The sequence below is a fragment of the Mycolicibacterium sp. SMGY-1XX genome (assembly GCF_059132455.1).
The window spans coordinates 5,994,261-6,020,818 of sequence record NZ_CP101139.1; the positions used below are offsets into that span (position 1 = coordinate 5,994,261).

General features: G+C 66.9%; 21 protein-coding genes. 10 read left to right on the plus strand and 11 right to left on the minus strand.

Annotation, left to right across the window (positions count from 1 at the left end; translation table 11 throughout):
- Nucleotides 1-2 precede the first annotated feature (2 nt).
- Nucleotides 3-1,502 (minus strand): M28 family metallopeptidase, encoded by a 1,500-nt coding sequence (locus tag NL241_RS28645; protein WP_494395714.1) that lies wholly within the window; start codon nucleotides 1,500-1,502, stop codon nucleotides 3-5.
- Between the two features lie 348 nt (nucleotides 1,503-1,850).
- On the opposite strand from NL241_RS28645, the gene NL241_RS28650 reads away from it, so the two are divergent.
- Complete coding sequence (locus tag NL241_RS28650) at nucleotides 1,851-2,540, plus strand: slipin family protein (protein WP_494395715.1); 690 nt, start codon at nucleotides 1,851-1,853, stop codon at nucleotides 2,538-2,540.
- Here NL241_RS28650 and NL241_RS28655 read toward each other — a convergent pair.
- Genes NL241_RS28655 through thiO form a run of 6 tightly spaced genes read right to left on the minus strand, consistent with a single transcriptional unit; the run spans nucleotide 2,505 to nucleotide 6,961 of the window.
- Nucleotides 2,505-3,263: a DUF2705 family protein gene (locus NL241_RS28655; protein WP_494395716.1), complete on the minus strand. Its 759-nt coding sequence runs from the start codon at nucleotides 3,261-3,263 to the stop codon at nucleotides 2,505-2,507. The two genes, NL241_RS28650 and NL241_RS28655, sit on opposite strands and share 36 nt — an antisense overlap.
- Complete coding sequence (locus NL241_RS28660) at nucleotides 3,260-4,189, minus strand: ABC transporter ATP-binding protein (RefSeq protein ID WP_494395717.1); 930 nt, start codon at nucleotides 4,187-4,189, stop codon at nucleotides 3,260-3,262. The genes NL241_RS28655 and NL241_RS28660 overlap by 4 nt, the downstream gene beginning before the upstream one ends.
- Nucleotides 4,186-4,971 carry an SGNH/GDSL hydrolase family protein gene (locus tag NL241_RS28665; protein WP_487696741.1) on the minus strand — a complete coding sequence of 262 codons (786 nt, stop codon included), beginning with the start codon at nucleotides 4,969-4,971 and terminating at the stop codon, nucleotides 4,186-4,188. The genes NL241_RS28660 and NL241_RS28665 overlap by 4 nt, the downstream gene beginning before the upstream one ends.
- A 4-nt stretch (nucleotides 4,972-4,975) precedes the next feature.
- Nucleotides 4,976-5,743, minus strand: coding sequence for a thiazole synthase (locus NL241_RS28670; protein WP_487696678.1), 768 nt, complete (start codon nucleotides 5,741-5,743; stop codon nucleotides 4,976-4,978).
- A 1-nt stretch (nucleotide 5,744) separates the two neighbouring features.
- The gene (gene thiS, locus NL241_RS28675; RefSeq protein WP_487696677.1) at nucleotides 5,745-5,942 is read right to left on the minus strand and encodes a sulfur carrier protein ThiS; all 198 of its coding nucleotides are present in this window, start codon (nucleotides 5,940-5,942) and stop codon (nucleotides 5,745-5,747) included.
- A complete protein-coding gene (gene thiO / locus NL241_RS28680; RefSeq protein WP_494395718.1) occupies nucleotides 5,939-6,961 on the minus strand; it encodes a glycine oxidase ThiO in 1,023 nt (340 codons plus the stop codon). The genes thiS and thiO overlap by 4 nt, the downstream gene beginning before the upstream one ends.
- 127 nt (nucleotides 6,962-7,088) lie before the next feature.
- Between thiO and thiE the strand changes: the two genes are divergently transcribed.
- Complete coding sequence (gene thiE, locus NL241_RS28685; protein WP_487696675.1) at nucleotides 7,089-7,775, plus strand: thiamine phosphate synthase; 687 nt, start codon at nucleotides 7,089-7,091, stop codon at nucleotides 7,773-7,775.
- Nucleotides 7,776-7,806: 31 nt separating this feature from the next.
- Here the strand turns inward: thiE and NL241_RS28690 are convergent, their stop codons facing one another.
- The gene (locus tag NL241_RS28690; RefSeq protein ID WP_494395719.1) at nucleotides 7,807-8,307 is read right to left on the minus strand and encodes an NUDIX hydrolase; all 501 of its coding nucleotides are present in this window, start codon (nucleotides 8,305-8,307) and stop codon (nucleotides 7,807-7,809) included.
- Nucleotides 8,308-8,447: 140 nt separating this feature from the next.
- On the opposite strand from NL241_RS28690, the gene glnX reads away from it, so the two are divergent.
- From glnX to NL241_RS28705, 3 genes are read left to right on the plus strand one after another with little or no spacing between them, the layout of a single operon-like run.
- Nucleotides 8,448-9,767 (plus strand): protein kinase G-activating protein GlnX, encoded by a 1,320-nt coding sequence (gene glnX / locus NL241_RS28695; RefSeq protein ID WP_494395720.1) that lies wholly within the window; start codon nucleotides 8,448-8,450, stop codon nucleotides 9,765-9,767.
- A complete protein-coding gene (locus tag NL241_RS28700; RefSeq protein WP_487696672.1) occupies nucleotides 9,764-10,729 on the plus strand; it encodes a glutamate ABC transporter substrate-binding protein in 966 nt (321 codons plus the stop codon). Before glnX ends, NL241_RS28700 begins: the two co-directional genes overlap by 4 nt.
- Nucleotides 10,730-10,738: 9 nt before the next feature.
- Nucleotides 10,739-13,153, plus strand: coding sequence for a serine/threonine-protein kinase PknG (locus NL241_RS28705; protein ID WP_494395721.1), 2,415 nt, complete (start codon nucleotides 10,739-10,741; stop codon nucleotides 13,151-13,153).
- A gap of 13 nt (nucleotides 13,154-13,166) precedes the next feature.
- On the opposite strand, the gene NL241_RS28710 is transcribed toward NL241_RS28705, so the two are convergent.
- A complete protein-coding gene (locus NL241_RS28710; protein WP_494395722.1) occupies nucleotides 13,167-14,360 on the minus strand; it encodes an acetate kinase in 1,194 nt (397 codons plus the stop codon).
- Entirely contained in the window at nucleotides 14,357-16,453 is a 2,097-nt protein-coding gene (gene pta, locus NL241_RS28715) for a phosphate acetyltransferase (RefSeq protein ID WP_494395723.1), read from the minus strand. Before pta ends, NL241_RS28710 begins: the two co-directional genes overlap by 4 nt.
- A 648-nt stretch (nucleotides 16,454-17,101) precedes the next feature.
- Here pta and NL241_RS28720 point away from each other — a divergent pair.
- From NL241_RS28720 to NL241_RS28740, 5 genes are all read left to right on the plus strand, one after another.
- Nucleotides 17,102-18,496 (plus strand): hypothetical protein, encoded by a 1,395-nt coding sequence (locus tag NL241_RS28720; RefSeq protein ID WP_494395724.1) that lies wholly within the window; start codon nucleotides 17,102-17,104, stop codon nucleotides 18,494-18,496.
- Between the two features lie 461 nt (nucleotides 18,497-18,957).
- The gene (locus NL241_RS28725; protein ID WP_487696667.1) at nucleotides 18,958-20,451 is read left to right on the plus strand and encodes a hypothetical protein; all 1,494 of its coding nucleotides are present in this window, start codon (nucleotides 18,958-18,960) and stop codon (nucleotides 20,449-20,451) included.
- On the plus strand, nucleotides 20,448-21,896 hold the full coding sequence (locus NL241_RS28730) for a glycosyltransferase family 2 protein (RefSeq protein ID WP_494395725.1): 1,449 nt from the start codon (nucleotides 20,448-20,450) through the stop codon (nucleotides 21,894-21,896). The genes NL241_RS28725 and NL241_RS28730 overlap by 4 nt, the downstream gene beginning before the upstream one ends.
- Nucleotides 21,897-21,931: 35 nt before the next feature.
- A complete protein-coding gene (locus NL241_RS28735) occupies nucleotides 21,932-23,812 on the plus strand; it encodes a hypothetical protein (RefSeq protein WP_494395726.1) in 1,881 nt (626 codons plus the stop codon).
- Nucleotides 23,799-25,610 carry an ArnT family glycosyltransferase gene (locus NL241_RS28740; protein ID WP_494395727.1) on the plus strand — a complete coding sequence of 604 codons (1,812 nt, stop codon included), beginning with the start codon at nucleotides 23,799-23,801 and terminating at the stop codon, nucleotides 25,608-25,610. The genes NL241_RS28735 and NL241_RS28740 overlap by 14 nt, the downstream gene beginning before the upstream one ends.
- Here NL241_RS28740 and fgd read toward each other — a convergent pair.
- A complete protein-coding gene (gene fgd / locus NL241_RS28745) occupies nucleotides 25,513-26,523 on the minus strand; it encodes a glucose-6-phosphate dehydrogenase (coenzyme-F420) (RefSeq protein ID WP_494395728.1) in 1,011 nt (336 codons plus the stop codon). The two genes, NL241_RS28740 and fgd, sit on opposite strands and share 98 nt — an antisense overlap.
- Nucleotides 26,524-26,558 lie beyond the last annotated feature (35 nt).

The window sequence follows — 26,558 nt, forward strand, 5'->3', positions numbered from 1 at the left end:
CATCAGGACCGGGTGATCTCGTGCCGAGTGCGATCATCACGAATCGGCATACCGTTGCGTCCGGTCTGATCCTGCGCGTAGAGGCCGACGGTGTAGCCGACGCCGGCTCCGTGGATTCCCAGCGCGGTCTGGTCGATGTTGTCGATGTCGTCCGCCGGCTTGTGGTAATTGGGGTCGTACGGCTCACCCGATTGACCACCCCACTCCTGTTCCTGGGCTTCGGTCTTGTCACCTTCACCGCCGGAGAACAGTCCGCCGGCCGGGATCCCGGCGAAGGTGAAGGCGTCGTAGTCCGAGCGGCCGTCGAAGAAGGTGTCTTCGGCCGGCATGCCCGCCGACTCCAGATAGGCCGCCAGGGTCCGTTCGATCCCCGCCGATCCTTCGGGGACCCGCGCCGGCACCTGGTCGCGCTGGAACGGTGTCGACTGGTCGCCGTCGTAGGTGAAGTAGCCCGGGTTCGGTGAGCCCACCATGTCGAAGTTGAGGTACATCGAGATGTCTTTGAGTTGATCCTCGTTGAGTGACTCCACATAGCGCTGCGAGCCAACCAGGCCGATCTCCTCGGCACCCCAGAACGCGAAGCGCACCGCGTTGCGTACCTCCGGGGCCCCGCCGAGCTGCAGAGCGGTTTCCAGCACTGCCGCCACTCCGGAACCGTTGTCGTTGATGCCCGGGCCCTCGGGAACGCTGTCGAGGTGTGCCCCCGCCATCACGACATCCTGGGTGGAGCCCGTGGTGGTCTGCGCGATGACATTGCGGGTGGTCAGCTCGAGCATGCTGGCGTTGACCTGAAGGGTCACCTCACCGGGCTGCGCGCGAAGCTGTGCACCGTCGGCCTTGCTGACGCTGACCACCGGGATCTTGACCTTCGTGTCCTCGCCGAGGGTGCCTCCCATCCGACGTTCGTCGACGTTGTCGGCGATGACGACACCTGCCGCGCCCCGGTCGGCAGCCACGGCCGCCTTCTCGGAGAACGGGCAGTGGCCACGGTCCACGAGCACGATGGCACCCGAGACCGGTAGACCGTCGTAGTCCTGGGGTGTGCAGCCGGGGGTGTCCTCGGCGCGGGCGGGCACCAACGGCGCCGTCACCCCTGATTCGGCGGTGCCGGTGCTGTATTCGAGGGCCCGGGCCTCGAATTGGGCGCCATTCAGGCGAACGGTGCCGGGTTCGGACCGGAACACCCGGACGTCGAACTCCGGTGTCTGGACATCGAAGCCCTTGGCCCGTAGTTCCTCGGCGACGTAATCGACACTGGCGTCATACCCGGGCGTTCCGGCCGCGCGGTTGCCGTCGTTGGCGTCGGCGATCTCCTGGAGCTTGCGCAGGTGTCCCATCAGGGCGTCGGTGGTGACATCCTGCTGCAACGCCGTCGCGAACTCGACCGCCTCGGGTAGCGCGCCGGAGGTGGCAGGAGCCGGCTGCGGCGCCTCCGCCTCCCTGCTGCAGCCGGCGAGTGCCAAAACCAGCAACATGACTGCGGCAAGTGTCCTGCGGCCCATTGGCTCCAATGTACTGATGCGTTAATGCGTTGCAGTTTCCTGACCCGGACTGGCACTGTGTTGTGCGGCGCTGAGCCGGTGGCGGGCGAAGCGGGGTACCGCGCAGTTCCGTGAGTTGCGCCGGCGCCGACGGTACGGTCTGGAAAACCTGAGGTTCGAGTCCTCTTCAACCCTTCCTGATGCCGCCCCCGGGATTCCGGGTGCGCCGGTCTTGCGGAGCGTGGCTGCCCGTTCAGAGCCGCGGTTCCCCACCGGCGTATCCGCCCGGCGGCGGTATCCCCGTGCTCATGCGATGCCACAACCGAATACGACAGACCGCGACGTACGCACCAGGGAAAGGAGGTTCGCATGTCTGTCTCGATCGTCAACCGCCTGACCATTACCGTGGGTCAGAGCGCTCTGATCTACCGCAACGGGACGCTGCAGCGTGTCCTCCGCCCGGGCACGCACTGGATCGTCGGCAACACCACCACCGCGGTGGTCGAGATGCGTGAGCGCCTGGTGGCGCTGGCCCCGCAGGACGTGCTGACCGCGGACGCGGTGGCGCTGCGTATCACGATGGCGCTGCGCATCGCGGTCGCCGATCCGGTGGCGTACACCGAGACGGCCGCGGACCCGGTGTCTGCGGTGTACCTGGCTGCCCAGATCGCGCTGCGGGACACCGTCTCCGCCGTCACCGCCGAGGACGTGGTGCAGCGCAACCACCGGGTGGACGCCGAGGCGATCCTGAGCGCGGCCAGGACCGCCGGTGCACGCGTCGGTATCGAGGTGCGCGAGGTGTTCGTCAAGGACGTCATCGTGCCCGCCGAAATACGATCGGCGGCAATGGAACTGGTGACGGCCAAGGCGCGCGGTGCCGCGCAGCTGGAGACGGCGCGTGCGGAGACCGCGGCGCTTCGGGCACTGGCCAACGCGGGCCGGCTGTTGGATGCGCATCCGGCGCTGGCGCAGCTGCGGCTGGTCCAGGCGATGCCGTACGGCTCGCGGGTGGTGTTGTCCGTGTCAGGCGTCGCGCCGGTTGACGACGACGAGAGCTGAGACGAACAGCACCGCGGTGACGGCGGCGAAGTACACCAGTCCGCCCTCCGGACCCCAGCGCATGTCGTAACCCGGGTAGAGCCAGTCCACTCCGATGAACGTGTACGCGTTCTGAAAGGGCAGGTATGGCCCTACCCGGGGCCCGGTGCCCGGCAGCAGCCCGAGCACGGTTTCGATCACCATCGGCCACAGCAGCAGGATCGCGACGGTGCCCGGTGCAGCGCGGACCAAGGCGCCGACGGCGACACCGAGAACCGCCGCCACCGCCGCGTACACCGCGAAAGCGCCGGCGGTACCCCACGGCCGCGCACCGGCCGGTGACAGCGCCTCGGTGGTCAACGGCGGCGCCAGCATTCCGGCGACGAGCACCGTGACCAGCACCATCACCACCGTCGCAACCGCCGCCGCCGCCGCGCTCACCAGTGCTTTGGCGACGAGCACCAGGGAACGGTTCGGGACGGCCAGGAAGGTGGTCCTGATCATCTGCGTGCGGAACTCGGCGGTGATCGTCATGGATGCCACCACCATCAGCACGGGCACCGCGATCAGCGCCACCCCCAGCGCAGCCTCCTGCGGCGTCATCGCCGACATGCCGCGGGAGGACGCCTGCAGCGCCGCCAGGCCCACACTGACCGCGGCCGCGGCGGCGACCGCCAGCAGCGGGGCGCGGGTGCTGAACAGTTTGACGCGTTCGGCGGCCAGCGCCGAAACCACCTGGGTCATGACGCCGACCGGAAATCGGTGACCGCGTCGGTGAGCTCCAGATACGCCTCCTCCAGTGACGCGCGCTGCGGGCTCAGCTCGTGAAGCGTGATGCCGTTGCGCGCGGCCAGCTCTCCGATCACCTCGGCGGAGACGCCCGTGACAGACAAGGCATCGGCGTGCTCGACCACATCGATCGCGGCATCGGCCAGCGCCGAGTGAAGCCGCTCCAGGTGCGGGCTGCGCACCCGGACGACATCACCTCGGGACCGGGCCACAAAATCGTCGACCGATGTGGCCGCGACCAACCGGCCCCGCCCGATCACCACCAGCCGGTCGGCGGTGTTGGCCATTTCGGCGAGCAGGTGACTGGACACCAACACCGTGCGTCCCTCGGCGGCCAGGTCCCGCATCAGGGTGCGCACCCAGCGGATGCCTTCGGGATCGAGACCGTTGACGGGTTCGTCGAACATCAGCACGGGAGGATCACCCAGCAGCGCCACGGCGATGCCCATCCGCTGGCTCATACCCAACGACAGCGACCCCGCCTTTTTCGAGGCCACCTCCTGCAACCCGACGATGCCCAGAACTTCGTCGACCCGGGTGATCGGGATGCGGTTGGAGGCGGCGATCCAGCACAGATGTGCACGCACCGACCTGCTCGGGTGCACATTGCGGGCATCGAGCAGCGCGCCCACCGTCCGCAACGGATCGTCGAGGTCGCGATACCGGCGCCCGGCGATGGTGGCCGAACCCGACGTGGGTTGGTCCAGGCCGAGGATCAGTCGCATGGTGGTGGACTTGCCCGCCCCGTTCGGCCCGAGAAAGCCGGTGACCACACCCGGTTCGACGGTGCAGGTCAGATCGTCGACCGCGCGAGTGGCGCGATTACCACGGCCGAACACCTTGGTGAGCCCAGTGAGTTCGATCCTCGCGCGTTCGATCACTGCGGCGACCTTACGCGGCTCACCACCATCTCCGCGACCGCCGCCATACCGGCGGCATTGGGATGGAACGGGGCGGGGCCACCCAGGCCGGGCAGAGGGACGGGCACCCGTGCACCCACCGTCCACGGTATCGCTGACCAGGCGTGATGGCTCGAACTGGCGTCGGCGACGGGGAGTACTTCGCAGCCCGTCTCCGCAGCGGCGGCCGCCGTGATTTCCTGCAGTCGGGCGGCCAGATACCGGCCCAGGTCGGCCTCGGGCGGGGTCAGCGGTTTCGCCGGCCTGCCGGCCGGCGGCAGCAGCGTCAGGTACTCGACGAACAGCACGCGGGCCTCGGGTGCCCGCAGGCGCACGGCCCGGCCGACCGCCCGCATGGACACATCGAGCTCCCGCAAGGGCTGCTCCCGGGTCTCGGGATCGAGCAGCTGCTGCAGCCGGGGACCCAGCAGCGGCAGTCGCCGCAGCACGCGCGGCAGGCCGGCGGCCATCAAGGCAGGCACATAGCCGATGTCGTTGCCGCCGACGGTGATGGTGACCAGCGTTTCGTCCCCGCGCAGCGCCTCCAGCTGCGGCCGCGCACCGTGTTGGGGTTCGTCCAGGAGGTTGGCCGTGGTGGCACCCGAGTACGTGACGTCGGTCAGCTCGAGCTGCAGTGCGTGCGCGGCCAGGTGCGCGTAGTTGCGTTCCGAGCGCCCGGCCCGGCGCGGCGAACCCGGCACCCGGGGCGCGATTCCGGGGCCCGCCGCCATGGACGAGCCCAGCGCGACGTAGCGCCCCCTCACCACGTCAGGAGCTGACCGCGCCGGTGGGACTGGATGCCTGGGCCCAGAACCGCTTCGGAATCCGGCCGGCGTGCCGCGCCAGATAGCCGGCGGTGACAGCCGCCGCCATGGCGGCGGCCATCGCCGGTGGATCGGCGGCGCGCGTCACCGCGCTCGCCAGAAGCACGGCATCACAACCCAATTCCATCGCCAGCGCCGCATCCGAGGCGGTGCCGATGCCGGCGTCGAGGATCACCGGTACACCGGCTTGCGCCACGATCATCTCGATGTTGTGCGGGTTGGCGATACCCAGGCCGGTGCCTATCGGCGATCCCAGCGGCATCACCGCAGCGCAACCGGTGTCCTCCAGCCGCCGGGCCAGCACCGGGTCGTCGGTGGTGTACGGCAGAACCGTGAAGCCGTCGTCCACCAATTGCTCGGCGGCACGGACCAATTCGACGGCATCGGGAAGCAGGGTGCGTTCGTCGGCGATGACCTCCAGCTTCACCCAGTCGGTGCCGAGGGCTTCCCGGGCGAGCTGCGCGGTGAGCACGGCTTCGGCGGCACCACGGCATCCGGCGGTGTTGGGCAGCGCGGTGATGTTCAGTTTCTCGAGCAGCGCGAGCACACCGGTGCCCTCGGCGGCGTCCACCCGGCGCATCGCGACCGTGGTCAGCTCGGTCCCCGAGGCGATCAGCGCCTCCTCGAGCACCGACTGGTTGGCCGCACCGCCGGTGCCCAGAATCAGCCTGGAGCCGAAGCTGCGCCCGGCAATGGTCAGCATGTTCGTCATCTCAGCCACCTTGCACCGCTGTCACTACCTCCACCCGCGCCCCTTCGGAAAGTATTGTGTCCCAACGCGACCGCGGGAGCACCGCCCACTCGACGGCCACCGCGATGCCCTTCTCCGGGATCCCGAGCCGCACCAGCAGGTCGGCGACCGTGGTCTGCTCGTCGACCTGCACCTCTTCGTCGTTCACCGTGATCTTCATGAGCGATCCAGCACCACACTTCCCACCGCCGCCAACTCCGCACTGATCTTCTCCACAGTCCACGGCGCAAGCAGGAATCCCGATCTGCCATGACCGGCGGCCACCAGCGTGCGCTCGTCGAGACGCCCGACCAGCGGCAGGTTGTCCGGCGTCATCGGCCGTAGTCCCGCCGCACATTCGGCGAGCTCGTACTCCCCCAGCGCGGGCATCACCGCGCACGCATCGTCGAGCAGTTCCCGCACCCCGGTGACCGTGGGACTGGTGTCGCGGCCGTGTTCGTACTGGGTGGCGCCGACGACGACACCCTCGCCGCGCGGCACCAGGTACACCTGCCGGCCGCGTACCCGCGCACGGATCACCCGCTGGGGCACCGGCAGGCACCCCTTGCGCCAATGCAGCCGCAGCACTTCACCTTTCACCGGCCGGATCGGCAGGCCCGGCCACAACGCGGGCGCGTCGATACCGTTGGCGATCACCGTCGTCTCGGCGTCCACGTCCGACAGTGTGGTGACCGGCCCGGCGAATTGCACACCGAGCCGCTCGCACTGCGCGGCCAGCGCCTCGACCACGGCGCGGTTGTCGACGGCCAGTTCGGTGCTCGCCCGGAAACCGTGCCGGATTCCCTGTCCCAGCAGGGGCTCGATATCGCGTGCGCTGGTGGTGAACTCGACGGGGTGGCCCTGCCCGGACAGCCATTCGCCGACGGTGCGCAGGTCGGCGGCATCGGCTCGGTCGACGGCCACCACCAGGGACTCCCGCGCCGTCACCACGCCGGGGGGTAACCCGTCGAGGAAGGACCCGGGCCCCTCGGCGCGCCACAGCGCCAACGATTCCAGCCCCATCCGCAGCAGTTCCTCTTCGCCGGGCCAGCCCTCGCTGTGCGGAGCGAGCATGCCGCCGGCCACCCACGACGCGCCGGGGGTAGCGGTGCGATGCACCCGCACCGACCAGCCGTCCTGGGCTGCCCGGCGGGCTACCGACAGCCCGATCACGCCTCCGCCGATGACTGCCAGCTGCATGCTTCCTAGCTCCCTATCGCCGGCATGACCCGGATCAGGTGTGACGGTAAGGGCCGTGTCGTGTGCCCACTCTCAGTCCCGCGACCGGGACTCCCGTGTATCAGGCCCTCCACAGTACTCTCGCCGCATGGTTGAACAGCCCCAAGCCGATCGGCTTCCGCTGGACCGGCTGGCGAGCGCGCGGCTCTATCTGTGCACCGACGCCCGGCGCGAACGCGGTGACCTGGCCGAGTTCGTCGACGCCGCCCTGGCGGGCGGCGTCGACATCATCCAGCTCCGCGACAAGGGCTCGGCCGGTGAACGGCAGTTCGGCCCCTTGGAGGCCCTGCAGGAACTGCAGGCCCTCCAGATCCTGGCCGATGCGGCCCTGCGTCACGGGGCCCTGATCGCCGTCAACGACCGTGCCGACGTCGCCCGGGCAGCCAACGCCGACGTGCTGCACCTGGGCCAGGACGACCTGCCGGTGCTTGTGGCACGCGACATCATCGGAGCGCGTCCGCTCATCGGCCGCTCCACCCACGATCGGGCGCAGGTCGATCACGCCCTCAATGAAGAGATCGACTACTTCTGTGTGGGACCGTGCTGGCCGACGCCGACGAAGCCGGGCCGGGCGGCGCCCGGCCTGGATCTGGTGCGCCACGCCGCGCAGACCGGCACCGACCGGGCCTGGTTCGCCATCGGTGGTATCGACGAGCAACGGCTACCCGAGGTGGTGGAGGCCGGTGCCCGGCGGGTGGTCGTGGTACGCGCGATCACCGGCGCCGACGACCCGGAAGCCGCGGCCCGTCGCCTGCGTGCCGGGATTCCGGACTGAAGGGGACACCGGCCGAGCCAGGGACACCGGTCTAAGTAGTGGGTCGCTGACCGGTTGAGATCACGCCCAGATCTCTGAGGATCCCCAGGAGCTTCTGCCAGCTGGCGGCAAACCCCGGGTGCAGCGGCAACGTGGCCACCTCGTCGACGGGGACCCAGCGCAACTCCGAGCTCTCCCGGTTGGGCACGGTGTCCAGCATCGACGGGGCATCGGCGATCACGGTGGTGTAGGACCATCCCGGCACTTCGGCGGTGACGACGCTGGTGCGCACCACCAGCACATCGGCGGTCAGCCCGGCTTCTTCCTCGGCTTCCCGGACGGCGGCCTGTTCGGGGGTTTCATGACTGTCGCGCGCGCCGCCGGGCAGCGCCCAGGTGCCGCCCTGGTGACTCCACGGGGCGCGGTGCTGGAGGAGCACGGCGGTGGATCCGTCGGGGTGCGGGGCGCGTAACAGGAGTCCCGCCGCGCCGTGCCGGCCCCAGAAATGTGCACCCGTGTCCGACACCACCCAACCGTCGCCATCGCCATGCACGCGCTCAACAATAAGCGCACGAGTTCGTCACGCGTGGGCTCGTCGATCTCGCCCCACGCGTCACACAGATGCTCTTAGAATTCGCTTATACAGTTGGCAAGAGTCCGGACAAGCGCGAGCGGGAAACGAGGTCCGCCCAGGTGACGGTTGAGTTGGCGCACCCGTCGACGGAGCCGCTGGCATCCCGGTCGCCCGCCGAGCCCGCCCATCCCCGGTGGTGGTTCCTGTGGACCACACCCGGTCGCATCTTGGCGATCGGGGTGATTCTGGCCACGCTCGGCGTGATCAGCGCGTTTGCCACATCGACCACCATCGACCAACGTCAGCAGCAGCTCACCACCGTGCTCGACCACACCGAGCCGCTAGCGTTCGCCGCCGGACAGCTCTACACCACCCTGTCGGTGGCCGACGCCGCCGCGGCCACCGCCTTCATCGCCGGCGCCGAACCCCGGCCGGTGCGGCAACGCTACGAACAGGCCATCACCGACGCCGCGATCGCGCTGACCCAGGCCTCCAGCGGACTGACCGACCAGCCGATGCAAGAGCTGCTCGGCAAGATCAACGCCGAGCTGGCCGTCTACACCGGGCTCATCGAGACGGCGCGCACCAACAACCGCGCGGGCAATCCGGTCGGCTCGTCGTATCTGTCGGAGGCCTCGTCGCTCATGCAGGAGACCATCCTGCCCAGCGCCCAACGGCTCTACGAGGTGACCTCGGCGCGCGTCGACCAGGAGACCACGGCGTCCACCCGCATCCCGGCACCGGTGATCCTGGTCGTCGGCGCCACCATCCTCTTCGGCGCCTTCGCCCACCGCTGGCTGGCCCGCCGCACCCGGCGCCGGGTCAACATCGGACTGATCGCCGGCGGGCTGGCCATCCTGATCATGGTCGTCTGGGTGGGGACCGCGCTGACGATCTCGACCGCGGGCAGCCGCAGCGCCAAGAACACCGCGGCGGAATCGTTGAAGACCATCACTACGCTGGCGATCACCGCCCAGCAGGCCCGCGCCGACGAAACGTTGTCGCTGATCCGCCGCGGTGACGAAGATGTCCGCAAGCAGTCCTACTACCAACGCATCGACACCATGCAGCAGCAGCTCGCCGAGTACCTCCAACGCGAGGACGCGATCGACAAGTCCGACCTGGCCAACGCCGACGAACTACTGGCCAAGTGGCGGTCGGCCGATGAGCGGATCAACGCCTACATCTCGGTGGGCAATTACCAGGCGGCCACACAGGTGGCGCTCGGAACCGGTGAGGACGACTCGACCCCGGCCTTCGACAAGCTCGAAGAGGCGCTGGCAGGCGGAATCCGCGAGAGCCGCAACCAGCTGCGCAACGACATCGGCAACGCTCGCCGGGTGCTCTCCGGGGCCACCGTCGGCGGGGTGGTGCTCTCACTGGGGGCGGCGGTTGCGGTGGCCCTCGGAATCTGGCCCCGGCTCAGCGAGTACCGATGACAAGGCGGTTGGCGGCCGCGATGGCCGCGCTGATGGTCCTGCTCACCGGGTGCGCACAGACGGTCCCGCCGACACCGGCCCCGGTGCTGACCTTGCCGCCGCCGACACCCGCCGGTATGGAGGAGATGGCGCCCGAAGCTCCCGGCCCGCCCGACACCGACGACGAGGACTGCGACCGCACCGCCAGTCTGCGGCCGTTCTCCAGCCGCTCCGAAGCCCAGGATGCCGTCGCGAACATCCGCAACCGCGGCAGGCTCATCGTCGGGCTCGACATCGGCAGCAATCTGTTCTCGTTCCGCGATCCGATCTCCGGTGAGATCACCGGATTCGACGTGGACATCGCCGGCGAAGTGGCTCGCGACATCTTCGGCACCCCATCACAGGTGGAGTACCGCATCCTGTCGTCGGCCGACCGGATCAGCGCGCTGCAGAACAATGAAGTGGACATCGTGGTCAAGACCATGAGCATCACCTGCGAGCGGAAAGAGCTGGTGAACTTCTCGACGGTGTATCTCAATGCCTATCAACGCATTCTGGCCCCGCGCGACTCGGCGATCACGCAGGCCTCCGATCTGCCCGGCAAGCGGGTCTGCGCCGCCAAGGGCACCACATCGCTGGAGCGGGTCCGCCAGATCACCCCGGCGCCCATCATCGTGACCGTGGTGACCTGGGCCGACTGCCTGGTGGCGCTGCAGCAGCGCCAGGTCGACGCGGTGTCCACCGACGACTCGATCCTGGCCGGGCTGGTGTCGCAGGACCCGTATCTGCACATCGTCGGCCCGAACATGAACCAGGAGCCGTACGGTATCGGGATCAACCTGCAGAACGAGGGGCTGGTGCGGTTCGTCAACGGTACGCTGGAACGTATCCGTCGGGACGGCACGTGGAATACGTTGTACCGCAAGTGGTTGACAGTGCTCGGTCCGCCGCCGGCCCCACCCAGCGCCCGGTATGTGGATTAGGTGAGTCGAATGAGTGACTCCGATATCACCGACCGGTCCACGAGGTCGACGCACGAGACCACCGACCGGTCCACGAGGTCGACGCACGAGACCACCGACCGGTCCACGAGGTCGACGAAGGAGACCGAGGAAGGGCCGGGCGCAAGTACCGAGGAAGGGCCGGGCGCAATCATCGAGCATGGGCCGGACACGGACGACGACGAGGGACCGGGCACCCAGCCTGCCGAGGCTCTCTTCGACTCCATGTCGACCCTGCGCCCGATGGCCACCCAGGCCATTTTCCGGCCGAACTTCGACGATGACTCCGAGGGCACCTTCATCTCCAGTGGAGGCACCGAACCGCAGGACCACACCGTCGCGCTGACGCGGGCCATCTCCCCTACCCGGCGCCTGGGCGGTGGCCTGGTGGAGATTCCGCGCGTTCCCGAGATCGATCCGTTCGCCGCATTGATGACCAATCCGGTTGTCGCCGAATCGAAACGGTTCTGTTGGAACTGCGGCAAACCGGTCGGGCGGTCCACCCCCGACGGCAAAGCGCTCTCGGAGGGCTGGTGCCCGCACTGCGGTAGCGCGTACTCCTTCCTGCCCCAGCTCGGGCCCGGCGATATGGTCGCCGACCAGTACGAGATCAAGGGCTGCGTGGCCCACGGCGGTCTCGGCTGGGTGTACCTGGCCGTGGACCACAACGTCAACGAGCGACCAGTGGTGCTCAAAGGACTGGTGCACTCAGGTGACGCGGAGGCCCAGGCCATCGCGATGGCCGAGCGCCAGTTCCTCGCCGAAGTGGTCCACCCGTCGATCGTGAAGATCTACAACTTCGTCGAGCACCCGGATTCGCATGGCGAGCCGGTGGGCTACATCGTGATGGAGTACGTCGGCGGCACGTCGCTCAAACAGGCACGAGGCACACGACTGCCGGTGGCCCAGGCCATCGCCTACATGCTCGAGATCCTTCCCGCGCTGGGGTATCTGCACTCCATCGGGCTGTGCTACAACGACCTCAAGCCCGAGAACATCATGCTGACCGAATCGCAGCTCAAGCTCATCGACCTCGGCGCGGTGTCCCGGATCAACTCGTTCGGATACCTCTACGGCACCCCGGGTTATCAGGCCCCGGAGATCGTGCGGACGGGCCCGACGGTGGCCTCCGACATCTACACCGTTGGCCGGACGCTGGCGGCGCTGACCCTGAAGCTGAAAACCCGCAAGGGCCGCTACGTCGACGGGCTGCCCGACGACGACCCGGTGCTCAAGGAGTACGACAGCTTCGGTCGGCTGTTGCGCCGCGCCATCGATCGCGATCCGCGCCGGCGCTTCGCCAGCGCCGACGAGATGTCTAGTCAGTTGCTGGGTGTGCTGCGCGAAGTGGTGGCCAAGGACAGTGGCGTCCCGCGTCCCGGCTTGTCGACGATGTTCTCACCGTCGCGGTCGACGTTCGGGGTGGATCTGCTGGTGGCCCACACCGACGTTTACCTCGACGGGCAGCCGCACTCGGAGAAGCTGACCGCCGGCGAGATCGTGACGGCACTGCCCGTCCCGCTGGTCGACCCCAGCGACGTCGGAGCCAAGGTGCTCAGCGCGACGTTGCTGTCGCAACCGGTGCAGACGCTGGACTCGCTGCGCGCCGCCCGGCACGGCACGTTGGATTCCGACGAGATCGACCTGTCGGAGTCCACCGACCTGCCGTTGATGGAGGTGCGGGCGCTGCTGGATCTCGGCGATGTCGCCAAGGCCACCCGCAAGCTCGACGACCTCGCCGATCGGGTGGGCTGGCGATGGCGGCTCGTCTGGTTCCGCGCCGTGTCCGATCTACTGACCGCCGACTACGACTCAGCCATCAAACATTTCAACGAAGTCCTCGACACTCTGCCCGGCGAGCTGGCCCCCAAGATCGCGTTGGCCGCGACCGCGGAGCTGGCCGGCGACGCCGACGAGGCGCAGTTCTATCGCACGGTCTGGAACACCGACAATGGCGTGATCTCAGCGGGTTTCGGCCTGGCGCGGGCGCAGTCGGCCAACGGCGAACGCGAAGCCGCGGTTCGAACCCTCGACCAGGTGCCCGCCACGTCGCGACATTTCACCACCGCGCGGCTCACCAGTGCGGTCACCCTGCTGTCCGGGCGTTCCACCAGTGAACTGACCGAACAGCAGATCCGCGATGCCGCACGCCGGGTGGAGGCGCTGCCCGACAGCGAGCCCCGCGTGCTCCAGCTGCGCGCTTTGGTGCTGGGCACCGCGATGGACTGGATTGCCGACAACGAGGCGAGCACCAATCACATCCTGGGCTTCCCGTTCACTGCGCACGGCCTGCAGCTCGGCGTCGAGGCGTCGTTGCGGGCGCTGGCCCGGGTGGCGCCCACCCAGGCGCATCGGTATGCGCTGGTGGACATGGCCAACACGGTGCGACCGCCCTCCACCTTCTGAGTTCGGCGTGGTTCTAGAGGACTGCGGTGCAGGCCCGGGCGATGGCGAGTTCCTCGTTGGTCGGGATCACCAGCACGGTGGTCGGTGAGCGTTCCGCCGAGATGATCCGGGGGCCGCGGGCGGGGCTGTCGTTGAGATGCTCGTCGAGTTCGATGCCCAGCGGGGCCAGACCGGACAGGGCGTCGCGGCGTACCGCGGCGTCGTTCTCCCCGACCCCGGCGGTGAAGGTCAGCACGTTGACGGTGCCCAGCAGCGCAAGATAGGCACCGATGTACTTGCGCAGCCGGTGGATGTAGACGTCGTAGGCCAACTGCGAATCAGCGTCGCCGGCGTCGATCTGTGTGTGCAGCTCCCGGAAATCGATCTCCCCGCCCAGGCCCAGCACCCCCGCGCGGCGGTTGAGCATGGTCTCGATGTCTTCGACACTCATCCCGGCTGCTCGCCACAGATACATGATGACGCCGGGATCGATGTCCCCACTGCGGGTTCCCATCACCAGGCCCTCCATCGGCGTCAGTCCCATGGAGGTGTCGACGGGCCTGCCCCCGACGATCGCCGACGCCGATGCGCCGTTACCCAGGTGCAACACGATCTGGTTGAGGCTCTGCAGCGGGACGCCCAGGAATGCCGCGGCCTGTTCGCTGACGTACTGATGGGACGTCCCGTGGAACCCGTAGCGGCGAATCTTCCACTCACTGGCCACATCTCGGTCGATCGCGTACGTCGCGGCGGCGGGAGGCAGATCGTGGAAGAACGCGGTGTCGAAGACGGCGACGTGCGGCAGGTCGGGCAGTACCTTGCGCGCGACTTCGATACCGAGGACCGCCGGCGGGTTGTGCAGCGGAGCCAGGGGTGCCAGCTCGGTGATGGTGGCCAGCAGTGCGTCGTCGACGACGGTCGGACGGTACAGTTCCTGACCGCCATGCACCACGCGGTGCCCCACCGCCACCAGGCCCTGCTCACCCAGCCGGGCCCCGGCCTCGTCGAAGAGCTCGAATGCGGTGCGCAGTGCGGCCTCGTGATCGGCGATCGCGCCGTCGCGGCGCAACTCCTGATCGCCACAGACGAGTTTGGCCGTCGAGTTGTCCTCACCGATGCGCTCGACGATGCCGTGCGCGATCGAGGCGGCGCTATCGAATTGTATCAGTTGGAATTTGACGGACGACGAGCCGGAGTTCAGCACCAGAACGGTGCGTTCGTCGTTCACTTGCCTTGCGCCTGGATCGCCGTGATGGCCACCGTGTTGACGATATCGGACACCAATGCTCCTCGCGACAGGTCATTCACCGGCTTGTTGAGGCCCTGCAGCACCGGACCGATGGCGATCGCGCCGGCGCTGCGCTGCACCGCTTTGTAGGTGTTGTTGCCGGTGTTGAGGTCCGGGAAGATCAGTACCGTCGCGCGGCCGGCCACCGGCGAATCCGGCATCTTGGTGGCCGCCACCGACGGTTCCACGGCGGCGTCGTACTGAATGGGGCCTTCCACCAACAATTCTGGGGAACGCTGGCGGACGAGTTCGGTGGCGGAACGGACCTTGTCCACGTCGGCTCCGGTGCCGGACGTGCCCGTCGAATACGACAGCATCGCCACCCGGGGCTCGATCCCGAACTGCTGGGCCGTGCGCGCCGAACTGATGGCGATGTCGGCGAGTTGCTCAGCGGTGGGGTCGGGCACGATCGCACAATCCCCATACGCCAGGACCTGATCCTCGAGACACATCAGGAAGATGCTCGACACCGTGGACACATCGGGCAGCGTCTTGATGATCTCGAACGCCGGCCGGACCGTGTGCGCGGTGGTGTGCCGCGCTCCGGAGACCATGCCGTCGACGAGGTTGTTGTGCACCAGCATGGTGCCGAAATACGAGACGTCGTGGATGATTTCGCGAGCCTGCTCGACCGTCACGCCTTTCTTCTTGCGGATCTCGGCGTACTGCTGGGCGAACTGGTCGCACAGCTCACTGGTGCGCGGGTCCAGTACGTCCGCCGCCGACAGGTCGACACCGAGCTCGGCCGCGCGGGCCCGCACGGCTGCCTCGTCGCCGAGGATCGTCAGGTCGGCCACGCCGCGGTCGAGTAGACGACCGGCGGCTTTCAAGATCCGGTCGTCGTCACCCTCCGGCAGCACGATGCGTTTGCGGTCGGCGCGTGCGCGGTCGATCAGCTGGTACTCGAACATCTGCGGCGTGATCACCGTCGGGATCTCGATGGCCAGCTGGTCCAACAGATCGGCGGTGTCGACGTATCGGTCCATCAGTTCCAATGCGGTGTCGATCTTGCGCGCCGAGTCGACCGTCACCCGCCCGCGTGCATTGGCCACGGCACTGGCGGTGGCGAAGGTCCCGAGATCGGTGGCGATGATGGGCAGCCGCAGCCGCAGCCCGTCGACCAGGGCGGCGATGGAGTCGTGCAGGTCCAGGCCGCCGTTGAGAATCACACCGGACAGAGACGGAAAGCCCTCGGCCGCATGAGCACTCATCACCGCCAGGACCACATCGGAGCGGTCACCGGGGGTGATCACCGCAACGCCTTCGGTGAGCCGCTCGACCACGTGCTCGGCCGTCATACCCGCCACCAGGACATCGAGCACCTCGCGGCCCAACAACGACTCGTCACCTTTGATCAGCGTGCCACCGACAGCGGTGCGCAGATCACCCACCGACGGCGCGACCAGCAGTTTGTCTTCCGGCAGCACATACGATTTGGGCTCGAACCGACTCAGCGCGGCGGCCACGGCTTCGAGCTCGGCCGGCTCGCATCGGTTGGCCACGACGGCGGCGGCATGGGCGTGCTGGGCGCGCAGTTCGCCCAGGCACAGCTCCACCACCTGAGCCACCTCGTCCGGTGTCCGACCTTTGGCGCGGACGGCGAGCACCACGGGCGCGCCCAGGTTGACGGCGATGCGCGCATTGACCCCGAGTTCGCTCGGGCTCGCAACGTCGGTGTAGTCACTGCCCACGATCAGCACGGCGTCGCAGCGGTCGGCAACTCGGTGATAGCGGTCGACGATCTGCGCGATGGCGGCGTCGGGGTCTTCGTGGAGTTCCTGATAGCCGACGCCGACACATTCCTCGTAGGTGAGCCCGGCCGAGGTCTGAGCCAACAGGAGCTCGAGGATGTAATCGCGTACCTCGCCGAGCCGGGTGATCGGGCGGAACACCCCGACCCTGGGGACCGTGGCTGTCAGGCGATTGAGAATGCCGAGCGCGATGGTCGACTTGCCGGTGTCACCTTCTGGTGAGGCGACGTAGATGCTGGAGGCAAAACCCGGTCCTTGCGGCACCGTTACAGCCTTCCGCATCTTCCCGAGACGATCCAGAGGCCCCCCTGGCTAACCGAGTCAAACGCAGTTGTGATCAAGGTCACAGCCGAATGTATTTGTTTGCTGTAATCGCGTCAGCTAACGTTTTTGCCAGTTCGTAAATAACGTATCGATTCCAGAATCACGATGCTGGAAATGCAGGCCGACGTTGGGAAGCCGGTCGCACTCTACCGGCAAGAAAGTCGAGCCATGGTCGAATTCGCCGCCGTTCCCGCCCGGGGCGACGTCGAGTGTCGACCCTCACCCGTTGCGATTGCCGGGGGGCAATGCGGCGGGACCGGGGCAACGAGCGCATGGATGTGAGCACGTCGCCCGTCGTGCGGAGCGAGATGGCCTCCACCACTCATTTCGCACCCGCGCACCGGCGATCAACCCCGAAACCGCGGGGCTGAAGCGAATCGACAACGAAAACGTTGTCGAACCGACACGCGGTTGGCGCCGCCTTGCCCGGCGGCCGCACCGCAAGATGCGTACTGTAGGCCTTTGCCACAACGACCGTGGCACGTAGTCAGAACAGAGAACATGGCCCCCGATACCTCCGCGTACAGTGCAGGTTCCACTCACGCCGACGTAGCCAGCGACGATTGGGATCGAACACCGAACGTTGCCGTATCCGCACATCCCCGCATGAGTCGTGCGGAGATCTGGACGCGGATCTGGTTCGTCCTGGCAATCGGGACGCTCGCCTACTTCGTCCCCTTGAGTGAAATCGGCCGCGCTGCCTTTGCCGGTTCTCAATCGGCATACCTGGTGGTCGCCCCCGTACTGGCCGGCCTGGTGGCCTCGGGTTACATCCGCGCGCCGCGCGGAGTGGGCGACGCGGAGTCGGACTGGATCGGTGCCATCCTGGTCGCAGCAGCGGGGTTCGCCGCGCTATGGCTGATCGGGAGTCGCCTGCCCACCATGGCGGCACTGTGGCACATCGACAACGCTGGACTGCTGATCTGGGTCGCCGCCAGCGGCATGGTCATCTTCTCCGCTCGCCACATGCTGCGGATGTGGCACATCTGGGTGGCGGGCCTGTTACTGGCACCGGTTGTGCCCTTCATGTTGCTGACGGCTCAGTTCGGCGGATCCGACACTGCGATCGCCATGACTTCGGCGGCCCTCGGCACGTTCGCGGTCTACCTGGCGGCCCGGTTCGCAGACCTGCGCCGGCGATTGCTCGTCACAACTGCCAACGCCGTCGTCGCCATCGCAGCTGTGCTCGTGCTCGCCGAAGTGAGCCTGTACCTCAGGGTGGTCGTCGCCGCCGGTGTCGTCCCGCTGATCACCGTGCTTGCCGCACACCGATTCGCACGTTCGGGTCGTCGCATCGAAGTTCCCGCTGTCGAAGCGACGGTGCCGCGGCGCAGGCCCCAGTCTTGGGTCGCGCTGGCGGTTGCTGCTGTTGCGATGTTGTGGTTACACCTGCCGATGACCAGCCCTGCCCCTGTCGAGGAGGTGCGTTCCGACTGGATCGCTGCCGCCACCCTCGATCCTGTCGAGGAGTTTGGCTTCATCACGCGCTTTCTCGGCCCCGATGCCACCCTGACCCGCTACCGGGCCCCCGGCGGATCCGGCGAGTACCAGACGGTGGTCGATGTCATGAGCTCACCGAATCTGGCTCGGCTACAAGACTTCTCCAATGCAGTCTGGTATCCGTCGTCGGCCCCGGTGAACTACGCGCCCTACGACACCGGGCCCGACAGCCCGGCAGGCATCCAGACCGCACACAGCGACGCCGATGCCGCCGAAACCCAAGGCGCCCACAACTGGAACGCCGTCACGTGGGTGTGGCGCTCCGGCAACACTTTCCAGCGAGTCACCGTCATCACCAGTCAGGCCAGAGGCGTCCCGGCACCCGCGCCGAGACCACTGTCGGTGCACAACGTCGTGGTCGAGCCCGCCCTGTGGATGACCCGTCAGCAGCAGTTGCAGGTCGGTGTGGTGGATCCGATTGTCCTGGCGAGCACCAAGGTAGTGGTGAATCGCCTGCTCGCCGCGGGGCAGCCACAGACGGTGGAAAACCCGATTTCCTGAGCGCCACAACGCCATTGGGCTCGTAGCCACGCCGCTGCCTTCACCGCCACGTCTGCGCTTCACGGCACGCCCACGTCGGCGCGCCACTCACCTGCGGTGGCCGGTGACCCACACCCCTCAAACCCGTTGTGACTGAGATCACAGCGTATCGACTTTGTTTGCTAGATTTGCATGCAGTAACGTTTTTTCCAGTTCGTCAGTATTAGCTAGGCCTCAGTCTTGCGATGCTGGAAGTTGGTCAGCGACATCACCGGCCGATCGATCGCCCGGACTCCCCTCGACGAACCGCGCCGCATCGGCAACGCAGTGCGGGGGGCGTTCCACCGTATTTGAAGCACGTTTTGCCTGCACTCGAGGGGGAGAGTCCAGGCCGCCGAAATCGCTTGCGACGGAGGCAAACCGACCGCCATACCGCTGGTCGTGTCACCGGACGACACGACCCGTAATCGAGAACAGAGAACATGTCCATCGATCTCCCCCTGTACCGAGCCGATTCGAACGCTGCCGGCGCCGCCGGTGTGGAGCTGGATCGCTTCGACGATGTTGTCCGATCCGCGCGCCCGGCCGTCAACCCCGAGCTGTGGGCCCGGATCTGGTTCGTCCTCTTCGTCGGTGTGCTCGCCTACTTCGTTCAGCTCAGTGAGGCCGGTCGCACCGCCTTCGCTGGCTCGCAGTCCGCCTACCTGGTCATCGCGCCGGTCTTGGCAGGGCTGGTGGCGGCCGGATACAGCCATCCCCCCAGGGGTGTCATCGACGCCGAGTCGGACTGGATCGCGGCCGCTCTCCTGTGCGTCGGAGGGTTCGCCGCAATCATCCTGATCGAACGCCGCCTGCCGTCACTGGCCGCACTGTGGCACATCGACAACGTCGGCTTCCTGATCTGGGTGGCTGCCTGCGGGATGGTGGTCTTCTCCGCTCGTCATGTCCTTCGGTTGTGGAACGTGTGGGTGCTCGGTCTTGTCCTCGCGCCAGTCATGCCGGTCATGTTGATGACCGCTCAACTGGGCGGATCGGACACAGCAGTGGCCCTGGTCTCCGCCTTCATCGGGACCGTAGCGGTGTTCCTGGCCACCCGTTTCGTTTCATTCGGCCGACGATTGCTGAGCACGCTGATCAACCTCGGACTGTCCAGCCTCGCAGTCGTCCTGCTCATCGACACCAGCCTCTATGTTCGTGTGGTCGTCGCCGCCGGCGCCGTTCCTGTTGTGGTGGTACTCGCGCTGCACCGGATCACGGCACCTCGCCGAGCGCAGCAGACCGTCGCGACATCCCCTCTCCCCCAATGCAGGCCGCAGTCCTACGCGGTGCTCGTCGTCGCTGCGATCGTGATGCTCTGCCTGCAATTGCCGATGACCCGGCCGGCGCCGGTGGAACAGGTCAACACCGACTGGATCCAGAACACCGGACTCGAGCGCGCGCAGAGCTTCCCGTTCATCACCCGTTTCCTGGGCCCGGGCTCCAGTTTGGACCGGTATCGAGTTGCCAATGACGCCGGCGCCTACGAAACCGTGGTCGACGTCATGACGTCCCCAGATCTCGCGCGCCTGCAGGACTTCACGGACGCCATTTGGTACCCGTCGGCCGTGCCGGTCAACTACACGCCCTTCGATGCCCAGGTCGCAGCCCCGGCCGGAATCAAATCGGCCCACAGCGACGCGGACTCCGCTACCACGAATTCCGCGACGGACTGGGACGCGGTGACCTGGATCTGGCGTAGCGGGGCGGTCTTCCAGCAGGTGACGGTGCTGACCAGTCAGAGCAGAAATCAGGCCGCGCCGGAGCCACAACCCCTCACGCTGCACACGGCGTTCATCGAGCCCACCTTGTGGACGCTGCGCCAGCAGCCTTCCGAGCCGGGTGTGGTGAATCCGATCGCCCGGGCCAACACCGAGGCCGTGGTGTCCCGGCTCCTCGGCGAGCAGACTCCGGCCATTGCCGGGAATCTCGCGCAGTGAACCACGAATTCAGCTCGGCACAGCTGCCGCCTCACCTGTCCGCGCGCACGGTGCTCGACCGCCGCTCGATTGTGCGCATCGCTGTGGTGGTGGGGCTGGTTGTGCTCGCCTTCGCATTGATTCCGGACGGAACAGCAGCGGTGGCAACGACATTCGTGGCGGTGTGTTACCTCTTCACGTCGCTGGACCGAAACTGGTTGTTGGTGAAAGGTTTCACCTCGCCGTCACTGGTGCAGATCAGCGACGCCGAAGCGTTGGCGGTTCCCGATGACGAACTGCCCTTCTACACGGTGCTGCTGCCCGTCTTCAACGAACCGACGATCATGCACAATCTCGTCACCGGCGTGGGTCAGTTGAACTACCCGGCCGAAAAGCTCGAAGTCCTGCTCTTGATCGAAGAGGACGACCTGGCCACACAGCTCGCGGTGGCCGACATCCAGTTGCAATCCATCCGCGTGGTGCTGGTGCCGCCGAGCATGCCCCGCACCAAGCCGAAGGCCTGCAACTACGGAATGCTGCTGGCTGATCCGCGTGGCGAGATGATGACCATCTACGACGCCGAGGACATCCCCGAACCCCTCCAGTTGCGGCGGGCCGTGGTGGCGTTGCGCCGCGCATCGCCGGATGTCGGATGCGTGCAGAGCCGCCTCGGTTACTTCAACGAGAAGCAGAACCTCCTCACGAGATGGTTTGCGCTGGAATACGATCAGTGGTTCGGCGTGGTGCTGCCCGCCATACAGGACGCCCGCTGTGTGGTGCCCCTCGGCGGTACCTCCAACCACATGCCCACCCGGGTGTGGCGGGAAGTCGGCGGCTGGGACGAGTTCAACGTCACCGAGGACGCCGACCTCGGCGTCCGCCTGGCCCGGTACGGCTACCGGACGATCATCCTGGACTCGGTGACCTTGGAGGAGGCCAACTCCGACGTCATCAACTGGGTCAGGCAGCGCTCCCGTTGGTACAAGGGTTATCTGCAAACGATGATGGTGCACCTTCGTCACCCGGTTCAACTCAGACGTGAAATCGGCACCAAGGCGATCCTGCGGCTCATCACGATGATCGGTGCTGTCCCCCTGGGCAACGCGTTCAACCTCCTGTTCTGGTTCGCGCTGCTCTGTTGGATCGCAGGCCGGCCACCGTTCGTGAGCTTTCTGTTCCCACCGTTCACCTATTACCTGTGTCTGGCGTTGTTCGTGATCGTCGCACCGATGGCGGTGTTCGTCGGCCTGGTCGTCAGCTACGCCCAGGGCAAGCCGTACCTGTGGTGGGCGGCCCTGCTGGTCCCGCTCTACTGGGTCCTGCAGTCGGTGGCCGCGCTCAAAGCCATCTACCAGCTCGTATTCCGTCCCTTCTTCTGGGAGAAGACCGTCCACGGTCTCACCCAGACCCCTCTGACCCCCACCAGGCCTGCGATCAGCAGCGTAGAGAGCAACGGAGAAAAGTGACCGTGCACAAATCAGTTCGACGAATCATCTGCGCTGTGGGCGCAGTCGCCATGACCGCCGGCATGGCGGTCCCGCTGAGCGCGCCGGCATTTGCCGCACCGGGAACTTCCTCACCGGCCATCGGCTGGAGTCAGCTCGGCCTGTCAAACCAGATTCAGCTTCTGGGCGCGAACCAGCCGACCGACATCGAGATGCCGGTACCCGCAGGGGTGACGCCCGCGCGTCTGAGCGGCCAGATCGGCTCCGTCGTCAACACCACCGGCCGGATCGACGTGCTGGACGCGCGTGGGGTACTCATCGCCAACATCCCCATTCCGGCTGATCTGCAGACGGTTCCCTTCAACATCGACGTCTCCAAAGCGCAGGTGGTCGACGGAGTGGCCAAACTGAGCTTCCGGCTGCGTGACCTCGACAACAAACGCATCGACAGTTGTGTCCAGCCGCCCGAGGTGACGCTGAGTCAGCTCGCGGCAACATATTCCGGCGCTACACCGGATCCGACCACTGTCGCCGACTTCCTTCCTGGTTATCTCGACCGCATCACCATCGAGGTGGGCCCGGAGCCGACCCAGGATCAGCAGCAGGCAGCTCTGGACCTGGTGGCCAAGCTCACCCACCTGTACCGCCCGATGCCGGTCCGTATCGACATCGACACCGAGTCGGAGTCGGCCCAGGGCCCGAACAGGGGAACCAGCCGGACCATCGTCATCCGTGAAGACGGCGAACCCGGTGTGGCGGTGGAAAATCCGGACAGTCCCGAGGCGGTGCTGGCGATCACCGGCAGCGGCCCGGAGCTCCAGCAACAGGTCGAGTTGTTCGCTGATCGCCGATTCGGCCTGGCACAGAACCCCTCGGCAATAGTGCTGACCGCAAACCAGCAGCAGGCCCAGATCACCAATATCAAGACCTTCGAACAACTCGGAATGACCGGGCAGGCTTCAGTCCTCGGCCTCACCACGATGTATGCCGGCTTCGACGTCAGCACCTTCGGCGTCGGCTCGATCACCAACGCCAAGGTGCATCTGAAGGCCCGGTACACCCCGGTGGTGGGAGGCGAGGCATCGGTGCTCATCCGCTCGGGTTCCACGGTGCTCGCCACCCAGAAGCTCGACGAGTCCGGTGTCCTGGACGTCACCGGCGACATCCCGGCCGAGTCGGTCACCTCGAATATCGGTATGGCGCTGGAACTCCGATACTCACCGGACCAAGACTGCGCACCGATGAACGACCGGATCACCTTCGCTCTGGACCCGCAGTCGACGGTCACCGTCACCCCCGGCAGCCGCAACCGCGGCGGATTCCCGGTGCTGCCCATGGCCTTCAACCCCGACTTCGAGGTGGCGCTCGATCAGCCCGGTCATCTTGACTTCGCCGCGCAGGCGATCAACCTGATGGGTCAGCAGAGCACCGTGCCGCTGCGCCCACACGTCACCACGTTCACCGAGGCGGCCACCGCGGGTACCGGGCTGCTCGCGGTGACCGACGGCAGTCAGTTGGCCGAAGCGGGTATGCAACCGCCGTTGCTCCCGTCGTCGGCCTCGGCGGTGGACGTCAACGGCAGCCCGGAAACCGACGTCGACCTCAAGGGCGGCGTCGGTGTGGTGCAGGCATTCACCCACAATGACCGCACGGTGCTGGCGATCTCCGGCAGCGACGACTGGGCATTGGTGGACGCCAGCTTCGACTACATCCGGGGTCTCCCCAACCGGTGGGCTTCACTGACCGGTGATGTGGTGGCCACAGGCACCGCGGGCGATTCGGTGAACCTCACCCTCCATGAGGGCGGCGGTATGACCAACGAGTACCCCGGCGACGGCTGGAAATGGTGGGCCTGGGTGTCCATCGCAGCAGGCACCGCGGCAGTGCTCGGTGCGGTGACGTTCGTCTTCGTACGGCGCCGGCGTGCCGGCCACTGACGTCCTGACGCCCCCTGTCACGGTGGTGCCAACCGGCACCGCCGTGACAGGGCCGAACTCCGCACCCAAGAAGTTCTGGGGCGCAGCCCTTTTCGCCACGCTCTCGGGGCTCTACTTCACGGTGGGCGCGATACTCGTACTGCGGTACAACATGTTCGACCCCGACGCACCCAGCCGGGTCGCCAACGCCGGTTACGCGCTGTTCAGCCGGCAACCTCACCTCTCGGCAATCGGGTTCGTCTGGAACCCGCTGCCGAGCCTGGTGCAGATCCCCGTGCTGCAGTTCAGCGGCTGGTGGCCCGAACTGAAGACCCACGGGCTGGCTGCAGTGGTTCAAAGCGCGCTGTTCATGGCCGGCGCCGCGGTGATGGTCCGGCGGATCGCCCTGGACCGCGGGGTCGGAACGGTGTGGCGCAGGCTCGCCGTCGGCGTTTTCGCACTGCAGCCGATGATCGTCGTCTACGGCGCCTCCGGGATGAGTGAGGCCGCCCAAGCCTTCTTCCTGCTGTGGTGCGTCCGGCATCTGCTGCGCTGGCTGCAGGACAACTGGGTCGGCGACTTGGCTTGGGCCGGAATCGCTTTGGGCCTGGGGTACCTGGCCCGCTATGAGGTGATACCAGCAGCCTGCGGGGCAGCCGCCCTGGTGGGTGTGGTGACGTTCCTGCGCTCACGGCAGGGCTCCAGGTTCAACTCCGCACTGCTGGCGATGCTGATCGTCATGTTCCCGGTGGTGTCGGTCTTCCTGATCTGGGCGCTCACCGGATGGGTGGTCACCGGTGAGCTCTTCGCGACGCTGACCTCGCAGTACGGCAACGGAAGCCAGGTCGCCGAAGCCATGGAACGTGGCGGTCCGGCGGCACTGGCGGCCTCCGACGATTGGGTGGTGATTGCGGCCCGGCTGCTGGGCATGCAGCCCTTCGTCCTGATCGCCGTCGCAGTGGCAGCCGCACTTGCGGTGCTGCGCAGGAACATCGCCGCACTGGCGCCCGCGGTGGTGTTCGGTGCGGTGTTGACCTTCGCCGCGGCGAGCCAGTACTCGTCGACCACCTTCGGTTGGTTCCGGTTCTACCTCCTGGCCATCCCGTTGGTGATCTGTGTAGCGCTGGCACTGTGGACACCCAACGGCGCTGTGAAGCAGAGGGCCTGGCGAGCTGACGACACCACCAGCCGGATCGGCGCGGTGCTGTTGTCGTTGTCGCTGGTGGTCGGGATACCGGTCACCGTGATGGCGATGTCCGACTCCAGGGTCGGCAACCAACAACTGCAGTTCGGATTCAAATCACTGCTCGATCCGGCGACCTATCCCCCGGAAGAGCAGTGGTACCGGCGACTGATGGTCAACGACCGCACGCTGGCCCAGTACTTCGACAGCCGTGACCTGCCCGAGGGTTCGGTTCTGATGGACTCGTTCAACACCTGGGGCGTGTGGCTGGCATCGGACAACCCCAAGCAGTTCGTCATCACCAGCGATTACGACTTCACCGCGGTGATGAACCGTCCGTGGGACTTCGGCGTCCGCTACATCGTCGCGAGTAATCCGCGTGTCTCCGACGCAGACGCCCTGAACGTGCGCTACCCCGCTCTCTGGGATGACGGCGCAGGCCTGGGAAAGCTGGTGCTCTCGGTTTACGGCGCAACCGGCGACGAGCGGTTCCGGGTCTACCGGTTCACCGGAAGGCCGCCCTCGAGCGAGGACGAGGTCAGCCCAGCTTCCGCAGCCTCGGTTCCAGATCCCGCTGGAACAGTTCCAGGAAACGACGCTGATCGTGTCCCGGGGCGTGGAACACCAGGTGGTTGAGGCCCCAGTCCACGTAATCCTTGACCTTGGCGACGGCCTCGTCGGGATCTGAGGCCACGATCCAGCGCTTGGCCACCTGCTCGATGGGCAGCGCGTCGGCGGCCTTCTCCATCTCGATCGGGTCATCGATGGAGTGCTTCTGCTCCGCGGTCAGCGACAGCGGCGCCCAGAAGCGGGTGTTCTCCAGCGCCAGTTCAGGATCGGTGTCGTAGGAGATCTTGATCTCGATCATCCTGTCGACGTCGTCGGGGTTCTTGCCCGCCGCCTCGGCACCTTCGCGCATCGCCGGGATCAGCTTGTCTTTGTAGAGCTCCTCGCCCTTGCCCGAGGTGCAGATGAAACCGTCACCCGCCCGTCCGGCGTACTTGGCCACCTGCGGCCCGCCCGCGGCGATGTAGATCGGGATCCCGCCCTCGGGCACGTCGTAGATCGAGGCGCCCTTGGTCTTGTAGTACTCCCCGTCGAAGTCCACGCGGTCACCGTTCCACAGCTCTCGCATCAGCCGAACCGATTCGCGCAGCCGGGCGTAACGCTCCTTGAACTCCGGCCACTCCCCCTCGTAGCCGGTGGCGATCTCGTTGAGCGCCTCGCCGGTGCCGACGCCGAGGAAAATGCGGCCGGGGTAAAGGCAGCCCATGGTGGCGAACGCCTGGGCGATGACGGCCGGGTTGTAGCGGAACGTCGGTGTGAGCACCGAGGTCCCGAGCTGCAGGCGCTTGGTGCGCTCGCCGACGGCCGTGATCCAGGCCAGTGACCACGGGGCGTGTCCGCCCTCATGGCGCCACGGCTGGAAATGGTCACTGACCGTCGCACTGTCCATACCGTGCGCTTCGGCCTCGACCGCCAGTTCGACCAGTTCACGCGGCGCGAACTGCTCCGCCGACGCCTTGTATCCCAGTTTGAGTTCAGCCACGATCTCATTTCTACTCCTCGCGGCTACCGAGGGCA

What these genes read in the sequence shown, in the direction of transcription:
- NL241_RS28655 (WP_494395716.1), bottom strand. Translation starts at nt 3,263, where the DNA reads ATGACCCAGGTGGTTTCGGCGCTGGCCGCCGAACGCGTCAAACTGTTC.
- NL241_RS28700 (WP_487696672.1), top strand. Translation starts at nt 9,764, where the DNA reads ATGACAAGGCGGTTGGCGGCCGCGATGGCCGCGCTGATGGTCCTGCTC.
- NL241_RS28720 (WP_494395724.1), top strand. Translation starts at nt 17,102, where the DNA reads ATGAGTCGTGCGGAGATCTGGACGCGGATCTGGTTCGTCCTGGCAATC.
- NL241_RS28670 (WP_487696678.1), bottom strand. Translation starts at nt 5,743, where the DNA reads ATGACGAACATGCTGACCATTGCCGGGCGCAGCTTCGGCTCCAGGCTG.
- thiE (WP_487696675.1), top strand. Translation starts at nt 7,089, where the DNA reads ATGGTTGAACAGCCCCAAGCCGATCGGCTTCCGCTGGACCGGCTGGCG.
- NL241_RS28725 (WP_487696667.1), top strand. Translation starts at nt 18,958, where the DNA reads ATGTCCATCGATCTCCCCCTGTACCGAGCCGATTCGAACGCTGCCGGC.
- NL241_RS28645 (WP_494395714.1), bottom strand. Translation starts at nt 1,502, where the DNA reads ATGGGCCGCAGGACACTTGCCGCAGTCATGTTGCTGGTTTTGGCACTC.
- NL241_RS28650 (WP_494395715.1), top strand. Translation starts at nt 1,851, where the DNA reads ATGTCTGTCTCGATCGTCAACCGCCTGACCATTACCGTGGGTCAGAGC.
- NL241_RS28705 (WP_494395721.1), top strand. Translation starts at nt 10,739, where the DNA reads ATGAGTGACTCCGATATCACCGACCGGTCCACGAGGTCGACGCACGAG.
- thiS (WP_487696677.1), bottom strand. Translation starts at nt 5,942, where the DNA reads ATGAAGATCACGGTGAACGACGAAGAGGTGCAGGTCGACGAGCAGACC.
- thiO (WP_494395718.1), bottom strand. Translation starts at nt 6,961, where the DNA reads ATGCAGCTGGCAGTCATCGGCGGAGGCGTGATCGGGCTGTCGGTAGCC.
- pta (WP_494395723.1), bottom strand. Translation starts at nt 16,453, where the DNA reads ATGCGGAAGGCTGTAACGGTGCCGCAAGGACCGGGTTTTGCCTCCAGC.